Annotated in this window: 15 protein-coding genes; 6 read left to right on the top strand and 9 right to left on the bottom strand. The window is 68.0% G+C overall.

Annotated elements, in window-relative coordinates:
- Positions 1 to 224 precede the first annotated feature (224 nt).
- Both ACWIDZ_RS11055 and ACWIDZ_RS11050 read right to left on the bottom strand, forming a co-directional pair.
- A complete protein-coding gene (locus ACWIDZ_RS11055; protein WP_453989642.1) occupies positions 225 to 653 on the bottom strand; it encodes a CBS domain-containing protein in 429 nt (142 codons plus the stop codon).
- Between the two features lie 73 nt (positions 654 to 726).
- Complete coding sequence (locus ACWIDZ_RS11050) at positions 727 to 1395, bottom strand: rhomboid family intramembrane serine protease (protein ID WP_453989641.1); 669 nt, start codon at positions 1393 to 1395, stop codon at positions 727 to 729.
- A gap of 143 nt (positions 1396 to 1538) precedes the next feature.
- Here ACWIDZ_RS11050 and hfaA point away from each other — a divergent pair, with 143 nt between their 5' ends.
- From hfaA to ACWIDZ_RS11030, 4 genes are all read left to right on the top strand, one after another.
- On the top strand, positions 1539 to 1949 hold the full coding sequence (gene hfaA, locus ACWIDZ_RS11045; RefSeq protein ID WP_291778381.1) for a holdfast anchoring protein HfaA: 411 nt from the start codon (positions 1539 to 1541) through the stop codon (positions 1947 to 1949).
- Positions 1946 to 2968 (top strand): holdfast anchoring protein HfaB, encoded by a 1023-nt coding sequence (gene hfaB, locus ACWIDZ_RS11040; protein ID WP_291778378.1) that lies wholly within the window; start codon positions 1946 to 1948, stop codon positions 2966 to 2968. The genes hfaA and hfaB overlap by 4 nt, the downstream gene beginning before the upstream one ends.
- Positions 2895 to 4157: a holdfast anchor protein HfaD gene (gene hfaD / locus ACWIDZ_RS11035; protein ID WP_453989640.1), complete on the top strand. Its 1263-nt coding sequence runs from the start codon at positions 2895 to 2897 to the stop codon at positions 4155 to 4157. Before hfaB ends, hfaD begins: the two co-directional genes overlap by 74 nt.
- Before the next feature lie 157 nt (positions 4158 to 4314).
- Entirely contained in the window at positions 4315 to 7194 is a 2880-nt protein-coding gene (locus tag ACWIDZ_RS11030) for a M16 family metallopeptidase (RefSeq protein WP_453989639.1), read from the top strand.
- Between the two features lie 113 nt (positions 7195 to 7307).
- Here the strand turns inward: ACWIDZ_RS11030 and ACWIDZ_RS11025 are convergent, their stop codons facing one another.
- Together ACWIDZ_RS11025 and ACWIDZ_RS11020 are read right to left on the bottom strand one after the other, a co-directional pair.
- The gene (locus ACWIDZ_RS11025; protein ID WP_453989638.1) at positions 7308 to 8240 is read right to left on the bottom strand and encodes a hypothetical protein; all 933 of its coding nucleotides are present in this window, start codon (positions 8238 to 8240) and stop codon (positions 7308 to 7310) included.
- Between the two features lie 168 nt (positions 8241 to 8408).
- Positions 8409 to 8939, bottom strand: coding sequence for a gamma carbonic anhydrase family protein (locus ACWIDZ_RS11020; protein ID WP_453989637.1), 531 nt, complete (start codon positions 8937 to 8939; stop codon positions 8409 to 8411).
- Between the two features lie 299 nt (positions 8940 to 9238).
- Between ACWIDZ_RS11020 and ACWIDZ_RS11015 the strand changes: the two genes are divergently transcribed.
- Positions 9239 to 10018 carry a PhoH family protein gene (locus ACWIDZ_RS11015; RefSeq protein WP_453989648.1) on the top strand — a complete coding sequence of 260 codons (780 nt, stop codon included), beginning with the start codon at positions 9239 to 9241 and terminating at the stop codon, positions 10016 to 10018.
- Between the two features lie 336 nt (positions 10019 to 10354).
- On the opposite strand, the gene dxs is transcribed toward ACWIDZ_RS11015, so the two are convergent.
- From dxs to ACWIDZ_RS10990, 5 genes are all read right to left on the bottom strand, one after another.
- Positions 10355 to 12265: a 1-deoxy-D-xylulose-5-phosphate synthase gene (gene dxs / locus ACWIDZ_RS11010; RefSeq protein ID WP_453989636.1), complete on the bottom strand. Its 1911-nt coding sequence runs from the start codon at positions 12263 to 12265 to the stop codon at positions 10355 to 10357.
- A 67-nt stretch (positions 12266 to 12332) separates the two neighbouring features.
- Positions 12333 to 13238: a polyprenyl synthetase family protein gene (locus tag ACWIDZ_RS11005; RefSeq protein WP_338578630.1), complete on the bottom strand. Its 906-nt coding sequence runs from the start codon at positions 13236 to 13238 to the stop codon at positions 12333 to 12335.
- A 2-nt stretch (positions 13239 to 13240) separates the two neighbouring features.
- Entirely contained in the window at positions 13241 to 13606 is a 366-nt protein-coding gene (locus ACWIDZ_RS11000; RefSeq protein WP_453989635.1) for a tRNA-binding protein, read from the bottom strand.
- Positions 13606 to 13863, bottom strand: a complete 258-nt coding sequence (locus tag ACWIDZ_RS10995) for an exodeoxyribonuclease VII small subunit (RefSeq protein WP_040344421.1) — start codon at positions 13861 to 13863, stop codon at positions 13606 to 13608. The genes ACWIDZ_RS11000 and ACWIDZ_RS10995 overlap by 1 nt, the downstream gene beginning before the upstream one ends.
- A gap of 60 nt (positions 13864 to 13923) precedes the next feature.
- Positions 13924 to 14562, bottom strand: a complete 639-nt coding sequence (locus ACWIDZ_RS10990; protein WP_291778351.1) for a histidine phosphatase family protein — start codon at positions 14560 to 14562, stop codon at positions 13924 to 13926.
- A 235-nt stretch (positions 14563 to 14797) separates the two neighbouring features.
- Between ACWIDZ_RS10990 and ACWIDZ_RS10985 the strand changes: the two genes are divergently transcribed.
- Positions 14798 to 15325, top strand: a complete 528-nt coding sequence (locus ACWIDZ_RS10985; RefSeq protein WP_453989634.1) for an N-acetyltransferase family protein — start codon at positions 14798 to 14800, stop codon at positions 15323 to 15325.
- Positions 15326 to 15338: the final 13 nt, after the last annotated feature.

Here is a 15338-nt window from a genome sequence, read left to right as displayed (position 1 = left end):
GATTGAAGCGCGGAACCTAACCGATCCAACCATCCGAAGCAAGGCGCTTTTGCAAACCCTCGCCCCAGACAAAACCCCGAAAATCCAGTCTCCGAGGCCCGTCGGGCCAGCCCGTCTCCGAGCGAGGCGGCGATATACGTCCCGCTTTTCCCGGTGGCAATAGGCAAAGGCGGCTTTCCCGATCTATCCACAGATCGGGCGCTTATGCACAGGACGGGGCCGCCCTACCCCGCCGCAATATAGGTGCGCAGGCTTTCGGCTTCCTGCGTGGCCTGGGCGATCTGGCATTTGACCACGTCGCCGATCGAGACGACGCCGGCCAGCCGCCTGTCCAGCAGTACGGGCAGATGCCGGACTCGCCGGTCCGTCATTCGCGCCATCAGCGCCTCGACCGTTTCGGCCGGATCGGCGAAGACCACTTCGCTGGTCATGTAACGAGAGACGGGCCGCTTCAGCGCCTCGGGACCGTCGCGGGATATGGCCCGCACGATGTCGCGCTCGGACAAGACGCCCGCCACGCCGTCGCCTTCACAGACGATCAGCGCCCCGACCTGGCGGCGCTCCAGTTCGGCGCAGGCGTCATTCAGCGAGGCGTCGGGCGCCAGGGTGAAGACCGCGTCTCCCTTGCCCTTGAGAATCTCGGCGACCAGCATGGCGACTTCCTCCTTATGGGCAGGCCGTCGTCCGCGTGTCGCGGACCGGCCGCAAGATGGAAGACAGGTTCGCTCAGACTCCGCCGATAGGCAAATCACGGCGTGCGGCGAACCACCCGCCGATGGGGCCGATGGCGACGATGCCGAACAGGAAGCCGACCGCGTGCGCCTCCCAGGCTATGCGGGCGCCGTCCGCGCCGGGCGCCAGACCGACCAGGCCCACAATGAGATTCACCGCCATCCAGGCGGCCGAAGCCCGCAACACCATGGGATGGAACAGTGGCAGAACGCGTCCATGCCCGCCCATCAGCCGGGTCGCGGCGCCGATCAGACCGAAGACCGCGCCCGAAGCCCCGACCAGCGGCGCCATGCTGTTCGGATGCACCAGCCCATAGCCCAGCGCCGCCACGGCGCCCGCCGCTATATAGAAGAGAATGAAGACCAGCGGCCCCGGCCCGCGCTCCATCAGCCGGCCGACCGGCGCGCCGAAGGCCAGGGCGCCCACCGCATTCATGGTCACATGGGCCCAGCCGCCGTGCAGCAGCATGGAGGTGAACAGGCCCGCCCACTGTCCGCGCCACAGGTCCGCAGGGACGAAGGCCATGGAGAGTCCCTGATCGGGAAGCCGCTCCTGCAGATAGAAGAGCACCGGCATGGAGGCTGCGATCAGCAGGGGCAGGAAGGGCGCGTTGAAGATCTTTTCACGCGGCGGCCGCGGCGAACGGGCGTCAGATTGGGACATTCGCCCTTGATGGGGCCAGTCGCATCCGATCTCAAGACGCCGTTTTGCGCCAATACGACACTGAAATCGTATGGCACGGTCATTGCGTGAGCCGTTTCAGAAGATTTCGGGAGCGCCTTATGTCGTCTCATAGCCTGACACTCATGACCGTAGCGGCCGCCGCCGTGCTGGCGGCCCTGCCCGCCGGTTCGGCTGTCGCACAGTCGACCGGCTCGGCCGGCGCAGGCCAGTTCCAGGCCGGCTACGGCGCCTCGCGCTACACCACGGCGCAGGCCAGCCGCGGCACCACCCGCGACGCCAACGGCAACCGCCTGGTCGTCGACGGCATCATCCAACAGAACGGCAGCGCCTATTCACGCAGCGACAGCAGCTCCTCGTCCAGCCATTTCAGCGGCGGCGTCGGCTCCGGCACGAACATCGGCGGCTCCACCGCCATCGGCAACAACCTGAATGTGGTCGTCCAGGGCAACCGCAACACGGTCGTCGTCAACTCCACCCAGACCAACACCGGCGACATCAACGCCGGCACCACCCTGAACGGGCCGCGTCCATGAAGATCTCCGCCATCCGCCGTTCGCCCGTCCGAGCCCTGGGCTGCGTCGCCGCCGCCGCCGCCCTGCTGGGCGGTTGCGTCAGCACCACCGCCGGTCCGTCGGGCCAGTACGCCAAGCCGATCGGCAACGCGCCGGTGACGTCGAACCCGACGCCCTATTCGACCGCGCTGTACTGCCTGGCCGACTATGCGCGCCGCTATAACCTGCCTTCGCCGCGCATGGCTGTGGGCCGGATCAGCGACTACACCGGCTCCATCTCTTCGGACGGCGGCCGCCAGATCACTCAGGGCGCGTCCCTGATGGCCAACACCGCCCTGGCCAAGGCCGGCGCCCGCATCGTCGAGCGCTATGACACCTCGGTGTCCGAGCTTGAGCTGCGCTACGCCAACAACAAGCTGATCGGCGACGACGTGCCGAACGGCGCGCCCCAGGACGCCGCCTTCCGCCGCATCCTGGCCGGCCAGGTGCCGGGCTCCGACTTCTATGTGGTCGGCGGCATCACCGAGGTGAACTACAACATCCGCTCGGGCGGCTTCGACATCGCCGGCGGCGAGGTGGAGCAGAACGGCGGCTCGGGCCTGATCACCGGCAAGGTGTTCGTGATGAACGTCGCGATCGACCTGCGCCTGGTGCAGACTACCACCCTGGAGGTCGTGGACGTCGTCTCCTATCAGAAGCAGATCGTCGGCCGCGAAGTGTCGGCGGGCGTGTTCGACTTCCTGAACGGCAACGTCTTCGACATCTCGGCCGGGTCCAGCGGCCTGGAGCCGGTCCAGCTGGCGGTTCGCGCCCTGGTCGAACGCGCCACGGTCGAGTTCATGGCCAACCTCTACGGCGCCCCCGGCCCGGAAATCTGCCTCAACCCCGCCAACGACCCGCTGGCCGACAGCCCTGTGGGCCCGACCGGCGGCTACTATCCCGCTTACGCAAACACGGACACGAACAATGGCCAAACTCGCGCCGACCCGTCTCGCTGGCACGATCGCCGCGACAGCGCTGTGCGTCGCGGCGGCCGCTGAGGCCCCCTTCGCTCAAGCTCAAGCCCAGGATCGCGGTCTGGTCCTGAATGAACAGCTCAACCTGGGCGACGTCATCAGCGGTCAGCGCCTGAACGTCGTCAACGTCAGCGACAACGTCGCCGTGTCGAACGCCGCCATGGGCAACGCCCTGTCCGGCGGCGCCGAGGGCCGCGCCGCCGACATCCGCTCGACCCAGGACATGCAGGGCGCCGCCGTGGCGGACACTTCCCTGACGCTGCGCGGCGACACGGGCTATGTGAACAGCGTGACCCAGGCGCGCGGCAACTATCTGGCCGGAACCGCCGTCAACACCGGCATCGACGTCGACGCCGGCCAGAATCTGAACGGCGACGTCACGGCGCGCAGCCAGATCGTGGAGACCGGCGCGCGACTGAACTACGGCGGCCACGTCTCGGCCGACGCCATCGGCAACACCGTCGCCCTGGGCGCCGGCGGCACCGGCGAGCAGCGCGGCGCCGTCACCGGCCGCACGAACCAGAATTCGACCGGCGAGATCTACGCCGAGAACGAAGCCCGCTTCACCTACGCCCCCGCCCCCGCCGTCTTCAGCAGCCAGGCTTCGGCCAATGCGGTGCAGGCGACCTCGACGCCGAACTCGCACCAGGAACTGGCGGTCAGCCAGAACGCCTCGGGCGCCGGCGTCACCGCCTGGACCGGCGTGTGGGCGGGCAACGCCTGGGACATCGCCGGACGCAGCCGCGCCGCCTCCAACCAGGCCGCCTTCCATAACCAGGGCGGTTCGCTGGTCGTGGACGTGGATCAGCAGAACTCGGCCGAGGTGCTGTCGCGAACCGAGCTCAGCTCCTATGACTTCGGCGCCGCCTATTCGACGGCCGAGGCCGTGGGCAACGAGGTCCATGCCGGCAACAACGACATCTACGTCAACATCAACAACACCCAGCTGAACACCGGCGGCGTCACCGCCAGCGCCGGCTTCACGGGTCAGAACGGTTATGACGCCTATGTCGGGGCCAATGCGGCGGGCAACGCCGTCACCGGCTTCGCCTGCTCGACCTGCGGCGGCGATCTGAACGCGCGCAACAGCCAGACCAACATGGGCGATGTGCGAGCCACGGCGACCACCACCATCAACGGCTGGGGCCGCAACGTCGTCGCCGGCGCCAACGCCGTCGGCAATACGGCGAGCTTCTACGTCACCCGCCCCTGAACCAAGGTCGCGGATTAACTTTCGGTAACTTGAGGAAGTCAAGTTCGTTTGTCACCGTAAACAGGCGCGAAGCTGAAGAAGCTTCGCGCCTGTCATCACGTGCAGGGCCGCAATCAGTCCCGGGGGCCGCCCGCTCGCACGTCGCGGAGACTACCGAATGCGATCCCCTCGTCGCCTGCTTCTGCTTGCCGCGTCCAGCCTCGCCCTGATGGGCGGCGCGGCGCTTCCCGCTATCGCCCTGACGCCGCCCTCGGCCGTCGCGGCGCAGGACGCGCAGCCCTCCAAACCCTGGGCCCAGGCGGCCAGCGACATTCCCGCCGACCCGGCCGTGCGGTTCGGCGTCCTGCCCAACGGGATGCGCTACGCCATCATGAGGAACGCCACCCCGCCGGGCCAGGCGTCGCTGCGCCTGCGGATCGCGGCCGGCTCCCTGATGGAGAATGAAGACCAGCTGGGTCTGGCTCACTTCATGGAACACATGGCCTTCAACGGCACGACGAACGTGCCCGAGAACGAGTTGCTGCGGATTCTGGAGCGTCTGGGTCTGGCCTTCGGGGCCGACACCAACGCCTTCACCAGCTTCGACCAAACCGCCTATACGCTGGAGTTGCCGCGCACCAACGACGAGACGGTCGACACCTCGCTGCGCATCATGCGCGAACAGGTTTCCGAGGCCCTGATGAAGGCCGAGGACATCGACGCCGAGCGCGGCGTGATCGAGGGTGAAGAGCGGCTGCGCAACACCCCCGCCCTGCGCTCCCTGAAGGCGCAGATCGCCCTGCTGGCGCCGGGCCAGCGGCTGTCGAACCGCCTGCCCATCGGCGATCTCAGCATCATCCGCAGCGCCCCGCGCGAGCGCTTCGTCGAGTTCTACGAAGCCTATTACCGCCCCGAACGCGCCACCATGGTCGCGGTCGGCGACTTCGACGTCGATCAGATGGAAGCCAAGATCAAGGCCGCCTTCTCGGACTGGACGCCCAAGGCCGCCGACGGTCCCGAGCCCGATCTGGGACAGGTGGCCCCGCGCCAGCCCGAGACCCGCATCCTGGTCGAGCCGGGCGTGCAGTCCTCGGTCCAGCTGAACTGGATCCGCAACCCGGACCTTGACCCCGACACGGCTTCGGAACGTCACGACGCCCTGCTGCAGAACCTGGGCATGGCCGTGCTGAACCGCCGCCTGGGCGAACTGGCCCGCGCCGACAACCCGCCCTTCATCGGCGCCGGCGGCGGCCAGGCGACCCTGTTCAAGACCCTGGACCTCGGCAGCGTCTCGGCCGCCTTCAATCCTGGCGGCATCCAGCGCGCGCTGGAAACCATCGAACAGGAGCAGCGCCGCCTGGTTCAGTTCGGCGTCTCGCAGGTCGAACTGGATCGCGAGATCGCCAACACCCGTACGGCGCTGGAAAACGCCGTCCAGGCGGCCGCGACGCGCAGCACTCCGGCCCTGGCCAACGCCCTGCTGGGCGCCGTCAATGACGACCGCGTCTTCTCCTCGCCCGCCGCCAACCTCGCCCTGTTCGAAGCCGCAGTGAAGGATCTCAAGGCGGAACAGGTCAGCGCCGAGGTCAAGCGCGCCTTTGAAGGCCAAGGCCCCCTGGCCCTGGTCATCACGCCCGAGCCGATCGAGGGCGGCGAGGCCGGCGTCACCGCCCTGCTGGAGGCCAGCCGCGCCACGCCGGTGACCGCTCCGGCCGAACAGGCGGCGCTGGAATGGCCCTACGCCGACTTCGGCGCAGCCGCCACGCCCGCCTCGACCACCGAAGTCGCCGCCGTCGGCGCCACCATCGTGACCTTCCCCAACGGCGTGCGCCTGACCATCAAGCCCACGGCCTTCAAGGATCAGCAAATTCTCATTTCGGTCCGCACAGGCATCGGCGAGATGGGCCTGCCGACCGACCGCTTCACGTCGCAGTCCCTGGCGCCGATGGTCTTCACCGCAGGCGGTCTGGGCAAGCTGACGGCGGACGAGCTGAACCGCGTCTTGACCGGCAAGATCTACGGCGCCGGTTTCGCCATCGACGGCGACGCCTATCAGTTGTCGGGCGCCACCCGCCCGGCCGACCTGCAGCTGCAGATGCAGGTGCTGGCCGCCTATCTGACCGACCCGGGCCTGCGCCCTGCGCCGTTCGAGCAGATCAAGGCCGTCCTGCCGCAGTTCATGGCCCAGCAGATGGCCACGCCCAGCGGCGCCTTCAGCCTTCAGGCCAGCGGCCTGCTGGCCAGCGGCGACAAGCGCGAATCCATGCCCTCGCCGGAGGAGATCGCCGCCTTCACCCTGGATGAACTGAAGCAGGGCGTGGTTCAGGGCCTGGCCTCCGGCCCGATCGACATCGTCATGGTCGGCGACGTCAAGGTGGAGGACGCGGTCGCCTCGGTCGCCTCGACCTTCGCCGCCCTGCCCGCGCGTGCGCCGGCGGCCCAGCCGATGGCCGGCTCGGACCAGCGTCGCTTCCCCGCGCCGACGGCCGAGCCGATCCGGCTGACCCACGCCGGTCCGGCGGAGCAGGGCCTGGCCTATATCGCCTGGCCGACCACCGACGCCGTCGCCGACCGCACCGAGTCCCGCAAGGCCGCCATCCTGGCCGAGGTGCTGAAGCTGCGCGTCCTGGACGAAATCCGCGAGAAGCAGGCCCTGGCCTATTCGCCCAGCGTCCGCGCCTCGGCGTCCGACGTGTTCAAGGGGTACGGCTCCATCTCGATCACGGCCGATACGGCGCCCGAGAAGTTCGGCGCCTTCTTCACGGCCGTCGACGCCATCATCACCGACCTGCGCGACACGCCGGTCAGCGAGGACGAGCTGAACCGCGCCCGTCTGCCGGTGATCGAGTCCCTGCGCCGCAGCCAGGCCGGGAATGAATACTGGCTCGGCCAACTGGAGGATCTGGCCGCCAAGCCCGCCTCCCTGGAGCAGATCCAGACGCACATCAGCGATCTGGAATCCTTCACCGCCGCCGACATCCAGGCGGCCGCGCGCCAGTATCTCAAGCCCGATACGGCGTGGAAGGCCGAGGTCGTCTCGGTCAACGCCGCGCAATAACGAAGAAAGGGCCCCGTTCCGCAAGGAACGGGGCCCAGTCGTTTAGGCCTATCGACGGAGAGTCGATGCCTGACCCTAGACGCCGGCGTCTGTCGCCAGGCTGAACAGCCGGTTCAGAAAACCCGGCCGCCGACCCCGCCGTCCATCATGATCATTCCGGTGGAGGCGGCGCCCTCGACCATTTCCTCGCGATACTCGGTGTAGGTCTCTTCGCGGATCATGGTCAGGACCTTCACGCCGGCCCCGTAACGGCGCAGCAGCGAACGCTCGTTGCAGTCGCGCGCCGCCTTCTCGGGACGGCATTCCAGACGACCGCCCGCACCGTGCCACAGCGCCTCACGCTTGTTGCACAGCAGGGTCTCGCCCGGCGCGCCTTCCGCCTCGCTGACCGTCCACTGCAGCTTGGTGCCCGCCAGGCAGCGGTACAATTCGCCGTCATAGCTATTGCTGACGTCCCGGCCCGGAATGACCTGGGACGCCGGGTGCGGCACATTGCGGTCGTCGATGCACACGGCCTGCAGCACGACCTGCTTCTCGATGCGACGCGATGCGGTGAAGGGCACCTGCACCGCCTGCATCCCGCCCTGGACGTTCAGCCCCTGGATCGTGGTGGGATAGGGCTGATCCACGTTGAAATAGGCCCCGCCCCCGCCGGCGACGATGACAGTCGAAGCCGCGCGCGACCCCGCCCAGGCGCGCGCCGAGGCGTTGGCGCTGGCGTTCGTATTGACGTTGACGTTGACATTCACATTGCCGCCGCCCGAGCCGCAGCACGTCGGAGGCGGAGGCGGCAGGCAGCCCCCGCCGCCACAGGGCGGCGTCACCGGCGGACGCGGCGGCAGGCAGCCGCTGGGACCGCATCCGCCGCCGCCCGGCGGGGTCACCGGCGGGGTGATCGGCGGCGAAGGCGGCAAGATCGGGGGGTTCGGCGGCGGAGGCGGCAGGCAGCTCGAAGGCCCGCACTGCGCCGCAGCCGTGTCCGCGAGCGCCATCAGCCCCATGAAGGCCACGGCGCCCGCCAGCATTTTCGTAATCCCTATCCGCATGGGATCGGACTCCTGCATTGATCGTCGGCAGGACCGATGCAAGCGCCGGGCCGTTTCAGGCGTCCGACATTGGGCGGTTTCATCCCCTCCGACGCGAGTTTGCGCCGTTCCGGCTCGCCCATCCCCGGGGCTGTCCCATTGTGAGCCGTGCCATTGTGGTGCGACGACTCAGCCGATCGGCTTCAGGCCCGTCACATAGCGCCGCCAGTTCTGGACATAGTGCTGCGCCGACATCCGGAGGCCTTCGATCTGACCTTCCTCCAATTCCCGCACCACCTTGCCGGGTTGGCCCATGACCAGGCTGTTGTCGGGAATGACCTTGCCTTCAGTGATCAGGGCGTTGGCGCCGATCAGGCAGTTCTTCCCGATGCGCGCTCCGTTCAGAACGACCGAGCCGATGCCGATCAGGCTGTTGTCGCCGATCTCGCAGCCGTGCAGCATGACCTTGTGCCCCACCGTCACCCCCGCGCCGATAGTGAGCGGAGAACCGATGTCGGTGTGCAGGATGCCGCCGTCCTGGATATTGCTGTCGGCGCCGATGATGATGGGATCGTTGTCGCCCCGCACCACGGCGTTGAACCAGACGCTGGCGCCCGGATGCAGAATCACATTCCCTAGAACAGTCGCGCTGGGCGCGATCCAGTATTCGCCCTCGGGCGGAAGCTGGGGCTTGCTGTCTTCCAGACTGTAAACACTCATCCGTACACCGCCTATCCTTATCGAAATGAAGGCTTTAACCCTTCAGAAACCACGTTAGCATCAGTCTGTTGATGCGATTCGGACGGCCCCATTCGCCCCCGGATCCGAAGCCGGATCAAGCCCGGTCCGGTCAGACGCTGGAGAATGCGCTTGGCGTGTTCACGACCCGTCCGGGGACGGCGACGCACCTGCTGCGGCGAAGACCCTGCGACCGTTCGGGACGGCTGCGCGACTTCGGCCCCCACCTCCCCCACCGACGACCAAGGCGAGACCCAGCCGGGCTCGCCTTTTTTCATGCCCTGGAGGCGTCCATGAGCAAACGATCGGCCATCAAGCGTCAGCTGCGCGAAGGCGTGCTGGATTCGCCCGAATTCATTCAGGACGCCAAGGTGCGGCGATTGCCCGCCCGCGTCGGCGGCTGGTCGCCCCTGCCCTCGAACGACGAGCGGGACCAGGGCTATCTCAAGACGCTGAAGCCCAAGTCCGACGGCCAGGCCGAACTGATGGAGGCCGTCGACCACGCCAATCTGGTGCTGGCGCTGGGCCCGGCGGGCACGGGCAAGACCTATCTGGCCGTAGCCAAGGCGGTCGAGGCGCTGGAGGCGGGCAAGGTCGGCCGCATCGTCCTGAGCCGCCCCGCCGTCGAGGCCGGGGAATCGATCGGCTTCCTGCCCGGCGACATGGAGGACAAGCTGGCCCCCTATCTGCGGCCGCTCTACGACGCCCTGTCGGACCGTCTGTCGATGAAGCGGGTCAAGGCGCTGATGGCCGAGGGCCTGATCGAGATCGCCCCCATCGGCTATATGCGCGGCCGCACGCTGAACAACGCCTTCATCGTCGTGGATGAGGCGCAGAACTGCACCTACGTCCAACTGAAGATGCTGCTGACCCGTCTGGGCTGGCACTCGACCATGGTGGTCACCGGCGACCCGCACCAGTCGGACCTGCTGCCCGGCGTGTCGGGCCTGTGGGACATCGCCGACAGACTTGAGGCCGTGCCCGAAATCGCCGTCGTCCGACTGGCCGAACGCGACATCGTGCGCCATCCGCTGGTGGCCAGCATGATCGGAGTGCTGTGACCCCTTTCCGCCTCTGGTGAGAGAAGGAAAAAATAGAGTCCAATTCGTCTGAATCGTCTGAAATCCCCTCTCGGCCCGGATGCAGTCTAGCACAGGGGCCGAGGGGGGATGGTCGATTGTGATCCGGCGACACCGTGCATCATCCGCTGGTGGCGGGCATGATCGGGGTATTGCGCTCCTTGTCCTTCTCCCCTTGCGGGAGATGGTGGCAGGCGAAGCCTGACGGATGAGGGGTTGCGCGACACTCGCCTCGCAACTCCTCATCGGATTTCGGAGAAATCCCTCATCCGGCCCTGACGGGCCACCTTCTCCCACAAGGGGAGAAGGAAGATCGGTCTACGCTCGCACAGCCCGGCTGGCGTCGACGCCCAAGGCGGTCACGGCGGCGGCGGCGATGTGTTCGGCGTTCAGGCCGGCCTGGGCGTACATGGCCTCGGGCTTGTCCTGATCCTGGAAGATGTCGGGCAGGTGAAGGGTGCGGATCTTCAGGCCCGCGTCCAGCGCCCCCTTCTCGGCCAGCAGTTGCAGCACGAAAGCGCCGAAGCCGCCCATGGCGCCCTCTTCAACTGTAATCAGAGCCTCATGCTCGCGCGCCAGACGCAGGATCAGATCGGCGTCCAGCGGCTTGGCGAAGCGAGCGTCGGCGACGGTGGCCGAGACGCCGCGCGCGGCCAGCATGTCGGCGGCCTTCAGCGATTCCTGCAGGCGGGTGCCCAGCGACAGGATGGCGACCGAGGTCCCTTCGCGGACGATGCGGCCCTTGCCGATCTCCAGCGGGGCGGCCAGTTCAGGGATGTCGACGCCGACGCCCTCGCCGCGCGGATAGCGGAAGGCGCTGGGGCGGTCGTCGATGGCCAGCGAGGTCGAAATCATCGCCGCCAGTTCGGCCTCGTCCGAGGCCGCCATCAGCACCATGCCCGGCAGGGCGCCCATATAGCCGATGTCGAACGACCCGGCGTGGGTCGCGCCGTCGGCCCCGACCAGACCGGCCCGGTCCATGGCGAAGCGCACCGGCAGGGACTGGATCGCCACGTCGTGCACGACCTGATCGTAGCCGCGCTGCAGGAAGGTCGAATAGAGGGCGCAGACCGGCTTCATCCCATCGGCGGCCAGGCCGGCGGCGAAGGTCACGGCGTGCTGCTCGGCGATGCCGACGTCGAAGGTGCGGTCCGGGAAGGCCTGACCGAACAGGTCCAGCCCCGTGCCGGACGGCATGGCGGCGGTGATGGCCATGACGGTCGGATCGACCGTCGCGTGCTTGATCAGTTCCGTGCCGAAGACCTTGGTGTAGCTGGGGGCGTTGGAGACGGACTTGGCCTGCTTGCCCGACACCACGTCGAACTTGACCACGGCGTGCAGCTTGTCGGCGCTGCTCTCGGCCGGGGCGTAACCCTTGCCCTTCTGGGTAACGACGTGGACCAGGACCGGGCGGTCGGTGATGGCCGCCGCATTCTTCAGAATGGGGACCAGGTTTTCCATGTCGTGACCGTCGATCGGCCCGACGTAGTAGAAGCCCAGCTCCTCGAACAGGGTGCCGCCCACGATCATGCCGCGGGCGTATTCCTCGGCCTTGCGCGCCGCGTCGCGGAAGGGGCGCGGCATGTGGTCGACGAACTTCTTCCCGACCTTGCGGATGTTCTGATAGGCGCCGCCCGAGACCTGCTTGGCCAGATAGGCGCTCATGCCGCCGACCGGCGGAGCGATCGACATGTCGTTGTCGTTCAGGATGACCATCAGCTGGCCGCTGGTGGCCTCGGCGGCGTTGTTCATCGCCTCATAGGCCATGCCCGCCGACATGGAGCCGTCGCCGATGACGGCCACGACGCGGTTGTTTCCGCCCTTGGCGTCGCGCGCGGCGGCGAAGCCCAGCGCCGCCGAGATGGAGGTCGAGGCGTGGGCTGCGCCGAACGGGTCGTATTCGCTCTCGGAGCGCTTGGTGAAGCCCGACAGGCCGCCGCCCTGACGCAGGGTGCGCATCCGATCGCGCCGTCCAGTCAGGATCTTGTGCGGGTAGCACTGGTGGCCGACGTCCCAGATCAGGATGTCGTCCGGCGTCTCGAAGACGTGGTGCAGGGCGACCGTCAGCTCGACCACGCCCAGACCGGCGCCCAGGTGGCCGCCGGTGACGGACACGGCGTCGATGGTCTCGGCCCGCACCTCGTCCGCCAGCTGTTTCAGCTGGGGAATGTCGAAGCCCCGCGTGTCGGCGGGAAACTTGACGGTGTCGAGAAGCGGGGTGTTGGGCATGGGGATCGGGGGCCTTCAGACGACGGAGCGTCAAACAGTAACCCGCTGAGGGCGGGCGCGTTTCCTATCAGGACCGGCGTTTAAGCACAAAGTCCACGCTGGCCTTGAGGATTTCGGCCTCATGACCGAACAGGTCAAGGTGCGAGCGGGCCTGATCTGCCAGATGCGCGACCCTCTGCCGCGCCGCATCGACCCCCAGCAGGGTGACGAAATTGGTCTTGCCCAGGGCCGCGTCCTTGCCGCCCGCCGCCTTGCCCATCTCTTCGGCCGAACCTTCGGCGTCGAGGACATCGTCGACGATCTGATAGGCCAGACCGATGTCGTGGGCGAAGCTGGTCAGGGCGTGCCACGCCGCCTCATTGGCGTCGGCGACGATCAGCGGGATCTCGAAGGCGTAGGCGAACAGGGCGCCGGTCTTCAGACGCTGCATCCGGGCCACCCCGCCCAGATCGTCGCGGACCCCCATCAGGTCGATCATCTGGCCGCCGGCCATGCCCCGCGCACCGGAGGCGAAGGACAGGCGCCGCGCCAGTTCGCACCGCACGGCCGGGTCGTCGTGCGTCTCCTCGTCCAGAATGATGTCGAAGGCCGCCGTCTGCAGGGCGTCGCCGGCCAGGATGGCGGTCGCCTCGTCATAGGCGATGTGCAGAGTCGGACGGCCGCGCCGCACATCATCGTCGTCCATCGCCGGCAGGTCGTCATGCACCAGCGAATAGGCGTGGACGCATTCCAGGGCGCAGGCGGCGCGCAGCACGGCGCACTCCTCGACCTCCAGCATCCGCCCCGCTTCGATGGCGAAGAAGGGACGCAGCCGCTTCCCCGGTCCGAGCGCGGCATAGCGCATGGCCTCGGTCAGCCGGGCCTCGGGCCCGTCGGCGCGCGGCAGCAAACGGTCCAGGGCGACGGTGACCACATCGGCGATCTCGGCCACCCGGTCGATGACGGCCTGCTCGGGCGAATTGGCGGCGAGCATGGTCAAAACAGCCTCCCGCCCAGCGGCAGGTCGCGGTCGACGCCGACCAGAACGACATTCCCCTCGGCGTCAGGGAAGCCGAGCGTCAGCACCTCGGACATCACCGGCCCGATCTGGCGCGGCGGAAAATTGACCACGGCGGCGACCTTGCGGCCGTCCAGCTGGTCCAGAGTGTAGTGATGGGTGATCTGGGCCGAGGACTTCCTGACGCCGATCGCCTCGCCGAAATCGATGGTCAGCTTGTAGGCGGGCTTGCGCGCCTCCGGAAAAGGCTCGGCCTTGATGATCCGGCCCACGCGCACGTCGACCTTCATGAAGTCGTCGAAGCCGATCTGCGGCGCGATGGTCGCGATGTCGGGGGCGGACATCAGCCGAACTCGGCCGGTTCGACGCCCTTGGCCTGGCCGTCGGCGCCGACGACGATCTTCTCGACCCGCAGTTGGGCGGCCTTCAGCCGCGCCTCGCAATGGGCCTTCAGCCGTGCGCCCTCTTCATACAGGGCGATGGATTCCTCGAGCGGCGCCTGACCCGATTCCAGGCGCGAAACGATGCCCTCCAGACGCGACAGGGCGTCCTCGAAGCTGAGATCGGCGGGCACGGCGGGGGAGGCGGATGCGTCGGTCATGATGGGCGCAACCTAGAGAGGCGCGCGCGCCGCTTCAACGGCCTTCCTGAGGCCGCGACGTCAGCGCTTCACGAAACGGCGCTGGGACCAGTATTTGAAGCCCTGATTGTGCGCCAGACGCCAGCCGTGCGCCTTCAGCCGCTGGCCGACCATGTGGTTGAAATAGCCGTGCGCCAGCACCAGGACATCGTGGCCTTCCGAGGCGCGAGCGATCAGGACGCGCGCAGCCTGATCGGCGCGGACCTCGGCCTCTGCGCGGGTTTCCTGGCCCTCGTGGTGGTTGAAGGCGTGCCACCAGACCCGCGAGATCACGCCCCAATAGCGCGGCGACAGCTTGATCCAGGACGGAAAGCGCGGCGGCGGCAGGGGGGCCTCGATGAACAGGGCGTCGACCAGCACGTCGCGGCCCGGCGCCACGGCCTTGGCGGTTTCCTGGGCGCGCGGCCGGGTGGAGGCGTAGATGGCCCCCGCCCCTTCGGCGGCGGTCAGCAGGGTCTGCGGCGGCGTCTGTCCCGCGCGAAGCCCGCCGATTTCATAGCGCCCCCACCAGTCGCGATACTGGTCCGAAGTAATCATGCATTTGCGCGACAGGGCCGGCTCGCCGTGACGGGCCAGGGTGATCGCGCCGAAACGGACGCCCGCCTCGACGGCCTGAACGGCCGCGACCGGCGTCTGAACTGCGGATTCGGAATGAGTCATGAGCGCAGGAGAAGTCATAGCACGGGATCAGCCTGTGAAACCAAGGCCTTGGCGTCCCTATACCTCCCCGATTCCAGCATTGGCGCACGCCGCGAACGACGCACATTGGACAAGGGTGGTAGCTCTCGTCGCGCGGCCCTGCAACCACGCAAAGATGACGAGGCCGTATTGAACGGGGAGCCTGGCGTCGAGGCGCGCCTTCTCCCGGCCCGCTCGCGGCGCTATGGGTCGGCCGATGAGCGCTCCCGTGATCCGCCCCGCCCGCCCCGAAGACGCCGCCGCCCTGGCCGTGCTGGGGCGCCAGACCTTCATCGACACCTTCGTCACCGGCTTCGGCATTCCCTATCCGGCCGCCGACCTGACCGCCTTCCTGGACGCCAGCTTCAACACCGAGACACTCACCGCCAAACTGGCCGAGCCCGGCGCCGCCTGGTGGGTGGCCGAGCGCGAGGGCGAACTGCTGGCTTTCGCCAACGCCGGGCCGAACACCCTGCCCCACCCCGACGGCCGGGCCAGCCACGCCGAACTGCGCCGCCTCTATGTCGGCAAGCCGGCGCAGGGCCTCGGCCTGGGCACGAAGCTGCTGAAGATCGCGCTGGAGTGGATGGAAGCCCACACCGACGGCCCCCTGTGGATCGGCGTCTGGAGCGGCAATGAAAAGGCCCAGAAGCTCTACGCCGCCTACGGCTTCGAGAAGGCGGGCGAGTATCAGTACCCGGTCGGCGCCTGGATGGACGACGAGTTCATCTTGCGGCGCGGCTAGGCCGGGGCCAGTC

The sequence above is a fragment of the Brevundimonas sp. NPDC055311 genome (assembly GCF_053645695.1).
This window is presented reverse-complemented; position numbering and strand designations above follow the sequence as displayed.